The sequence below is a fragment of the Rhodococcus sp. (in: high G+C Gram-positive bacteria) genome, from assembly GCF_049591685.1.
In the GTDB taxonomy this organism is placed as follows: Bacteria; Actinomycetota; Actinomycetes; order Mycobacteriales; family Mycobacteriaceae; genus Rhodococcoides.
On the sequence record NZ_JBAWFH010000147.1, the window covers coordinates 1 to 4,216 of the forward strand.

Here is a 4,216-nt window from a genome sequence, read left to right on the forward strand (position 1 = left end):
TACGAAGAGGGACTGATGGTTCCGCCGATCAAGCTGTGGGACCAGGGTGTTCCCAACCAGGCGGCGCTGACCATCATGACCCGTAATTCACGGATGCCCGACGCCTTGGCCGCCGACCTGGATGCCGAATGCTCGGCTTGCCTGATGGGTGCGCGCCGGATGACCGAGCTGTACGAGCGGTACGGCATCGACACCGTCGAATCCTGCTTCGACTCGATGATGGATGCCACCACCGAGATCTATCGACGCGAAATCCTGAGCAAGATCCCGAAGGGTGAGTACACCTGGGAGGACTACGCCGAGCACGACGGCGTCGACGAGCCCATGTTGCACGTCCAGCGCATCACGTTGACGAAGACCGGCCCCGAGGACGAGCGCGGAGAGCGGCTCATCCTCGACTTCACCGGCACCGGGCCGCAGGCCAAGGGTCCGATCAACCACTGCGGTGACTACGCCGACGGCAACTTCCTCGCCAAATGGCTCGCGCCGGTGCTTCGCAACCTCGCGGACTCCCCCGAGCGCATGGCGGAGCTCGACGTCAACGAGGGCGTCATCCCGCTGATCGAGATGAAGTTCCCGGAGAAGGGCACGCTCATCACGCCGATCTTCCCGGCGCCGACCAACGCACGTACGTTCGTCATTCTGCGTCTGCTCGGTGTGCTCGCGGGCGTCGTGGCGAAGGCCGTGGACGGCAACATGCCGGCCGACCAGGAGACCATTCGCTACACCGGTGTGTACGGCGACGACTTCGACGGCAACTCCTACCTCATGCGCGAGGTGCTCGGCGGCGGCTCGGGCGGACGGCACTACGCCGACGGCGAGGACACCATCCACGTCGTGCCGGATTCGCGGAACCTGCCCACCGAGTTCACCGAGAGCCGTTTCCCGTTCATCGTCGAAAAGCTCGGTCTCGCCAAGGACTCGGGCGGCGCCGGACGCTACCGCGGTGGTCTCGGGTACGAGAAGCACATCAGGATGCTCAAGGACGCGCACTTCATGTCCATCGCGGACCGTTCGATTCTCGCGTGCTGGGGAGTCAAGGGCGGTAAGGCAGGCGGATCGTTCTCCGTCACCCTGAACCCGGGACAGCCAAACGAGCGTGAGTTCGACGCGCTCACCGATGCCGAGCCGATCTTGGCCGGCGACACCATCCGGATTCGCACGACCGGTGGCGGCGGCTGGGGCGATCCCCTGGAACGTCCCATCGAGTCGGTCGAGCAGGACGTGCTGTGGGGCAAGGTGTCGGCGGAGTTCGCAGGCAAGGACTATGGCGTCGTCATCGCCGAGGGCACCGCCACCGCGGATGTCGAGGCGTCGGAGAAGTTGCGGGCCGAGATGCGCAACGCACGCGGTCTCGACGAGCCGTTCTTCGACCGCGGACCGGGCTACGAGCGTCTTTCCGGCGGCCTGAAGTTCGCCGAGTACGACTTCATCGATCGCTGATCCATGAACACCGATAGTGCCCGCGGCACCGACATCGCCATCGTCGGTGCCACTGGCAAGACCGGCCACGCCGTCGCAGCTGCACTCTCCGGAAGAGTGTCGGTGCGGCGGCTCGGCCGGTCTGCCGACTACGTTGTAAATCTCGCTACTGGTGCTGGTCTGCGCGACGCCTTCATCGGCTGCCGTGGGGTGTATTTCATTGCCCCCAACGTGCATCCGGATGAGCCCGCTGTGGTGTCACGGGCGCTCGATGCCGCTACCGAAGCCGGAGTCGACCACTTCGTCTATCACTCGGTGGCATGGCCGTACAGCCCGCGGATGCCGCATCACATGGACAAGGCGCGCTGCGAGGACTTGGTGCGTTCGCATGCGCTGCACTGGACCATTCTGCAGCCGTGCGCGTATGCACAGAATCTTCCGCTCAGCTCTTCGAGGTTGGTTGTCCCTTACAGCCTCGACTCGAGTTTCTCGTTCGTCGGTCTCGACGACGTTGCCGAGGTAGCTGCGCGAGTTCTCGTCGACGGTGCTGGCGTGCATCACGGTTCGACCTACGAACTCGGCGGGCCCGAGGCGTTGAGTGTGCGCGACGTTGCTCATTTGATCGAAGACGTGACCGGTCGGGCGGTGTCAGCCGAGTCCATCACCGTCGACGACTGGATGTCGTTGCACGGCAGCGGTTTGACCGCTGACGAAAAGCACCGACTCGGGGCGATGTTCGAGTTCTACGACGACCGCGACTTCCTCGCCAGCGGTGTCGTCACGGCTGCACTGTTGGGTCGAGCCGCAACGCCGGTGCGAGCGTTGATCTAGAGCTCGGTCTTCGGCTCGTACGTGGACGCGATGGCGCCGGACTGGAGCTCTTGCCGGTCGACGAGGCGCAGGTCGAGTAGGTGCGGCAGTCCGGCGAACAGGGTGGGTCCGTGGCCGGCGATTCGGGGGTGGACGATGAACTCGTATTCGTCGATCAGCCCTAACCGGGCCAGTTCGCGCGGTAGTTGCAATCCACCAGTTGCGATGCCCTTGCCTGGTTGCGCCTTGAGCTGTTGGACGGCCGTTCTCAGGTCGGTCTCGATGAGTTCGGCGTTCCAATCGACGCTGTCGAGCGTGGTGGACACGACGTACTTCTTGGCTGCGTCGATGGTGTTGGCGAAGGGGTCATCGGACTCCTGCCCTGGTGAGAGCTTGAACGCGGACTCCATCATTTGGTACGTCACCCTGCCGAAGAGCAGCGCGTCGGCGCGATCGAGGTTGGCGGCTGCATAACGATGCAGTTCTTCGTCGGCGGGCATGGCCTCGTGGTCGCAGCAGCCGTCGAGAGTGACGTTGATCGAATAGCGCAGCGGTCGCATGGTTGGAGGGTAGTAGCTCGTGGGCGGTGGATGGGGAGAACCCGCAACGGCGAAGAGTTGAGCCGTTCGCCTAGCGCGAGGCGCGGCGGATTCGCTCGGCGAAACGATCGAGTACGACCAGCACCTCGTCGCATTGCCAGACGCGGTTGCGTCGTCCCTTCGACGTCTGATGCAGAATCCCTGTATCGACGAGCCTGTCGATCGCGCGTTGTGCAGACATATCGCTGACGCCGAATGTTGTTTGTACGAAGGGGTTGTCGATCACGGGCTGGCCGACGAGCGCGTCGGCGAGACCCCACGCAACCGAGTCCCGCCGAGCGACGATCCGGTCGGCGAAGCTCGCACGCGCGGCCGCCAACTCGTCGACCAAAATCCGCCCGTTGGTCACCGCCGAGAAAATCGCGGCGTTCATGCTGCGAATGATCGGTTCGACGTGTCCGTTCCGGTAGGCATCGAGGCTACGGAAGTAGTCGGCTGTATCGGTAAGTAGGCCCGCCGACAGGGGCACCGTTACGCGTTCGATAGCCGCGGCCGCCCGCAGCATCGTATGCACCAGCGAGCGACCGGTACGCCCGTTGCCGTCGGTGAAGGGGTGGATGGTCTCGAACTGAGCGTGAGCGATGGCTACGTGAGGTAGGACGGGAAGGTCGGATCTCGTTGCGAATTGGAAAAAATCGCGCAATGCGTCGGGTAACAGGTCGTGATGTGGCGGCACAAATGCTGCGAGATGCGGGCCGACATTCGATCCGCCGATCCACACCTGCTGCGTGCGCCATCGTCCCGCATCAGGATCGCCGCTGGGCTCCATGAGTGCCCGGTGCATGGCGAGGACGGAGTCGGAGGAGACGGTGGAACCGACGGCGAGCGCGGCCTCCATCGCACGTACGTTGCCGCTGACAATCGACGCGTTGCGACTGCTCGGTGAGCCCAGTTCGGCGAGCGCCAGCGATCGCGCGCCGACCGTGAGGTTTTCAATCTGCGAAGACGCGGCGCTCTCCGATCTCAGCAGGATCGAACTCATGGGCGCCAATTCGGTGGCAGACCCGAGCGCTCGCGATGCATACTCGTCGAACCTGACTACCTCCCGCAGAGCGTCCTCCGACTCTGCCGTCATCTCGGCGGACAGCTGCAGATCCACAGCGCCGATGCGGGCTGGGATTGCCGCCGCGTAGTCGCCTGCGTGCAGTCGTCGCTGAGTCCGCGACGCATGACTGTGGGCCGGCTGCCATGGCCGGGTTTCGTACGTCACGGCCTCGACCGTCGACCGTTCATCGCACCCCACTCGGCCAGCATAGCAATCTATAGCCGCTTAAAGATTGGTATGGCCGGGGCGACTCGACTTTGCGGTCACCGAACGCACTACCGCGGCGCTCTCCAGAACGCAGAACCGTCGTCGAGCCCCAACGCGAGAAGCAGCCTTCGGG

General features: G+C 64.2%; 4 protein-coding genes. 2 read left to right on the forward strand and 2 right to left on the reverse strand.

The genetic code is table 11. The features are described from left to right. Window positions 1-1,443: hydantoinase B/oxoprolinase family protein (locus WBQ44_RS06345; RefSeq protein ID WP_495565876.1), on the forward strand; the 1,443-nt coding region annotated here is incomplete at its 5' end. A gap of 3 nt (window positions 1,444-1,446) precedes the next feature. Beyond that, a complete protein-coding gene (locus WBQ44_RS06350) occupies window positions 1,447-2,253 on the forward strand; it encodes an SDR family oxidoreductase (protein ID WP_495565877.1) in 807 nt (268 codons plus the stop codon). Here WBQ44_RS06350 and WBQ44_RS06355 read toward each other — a convergent pair. Together WBQ44_RS06355 and WBQ44_RS06360 are read right to left on the reverse strand one after the other, a co-directional pair. Next, window positions 2,250-2,792 carry a dihydrofolate reductase family protein gene (locus tag WBQ44_RS06355; protein ID WP_495565878.1) on the reverse strand — a complete coding sequence of 181 codons (543 nt, stop codon included), beginning with the start codon at window positions 2,790-2,792 and terminating at the stop codon, window positions 2,250-2,252. The two genes, WBQ44_RS06350 and WBQ44_RS06355, sit on opposite strands and share 4 nt — an antisense overlap. 70 nt (window positions 2,793-2,862) lie before the next feature. Next, entirely contained in the window at window positions 2,863-4,041 is a 1,179-nt protein-coding gene (locus tag WBQ44_RS06360) for a Fic family protein (protein ID WP_495565879.1), read from the reverse strand. Window positions 4,042-4,216: the final 175 nt, after the last annotated feature.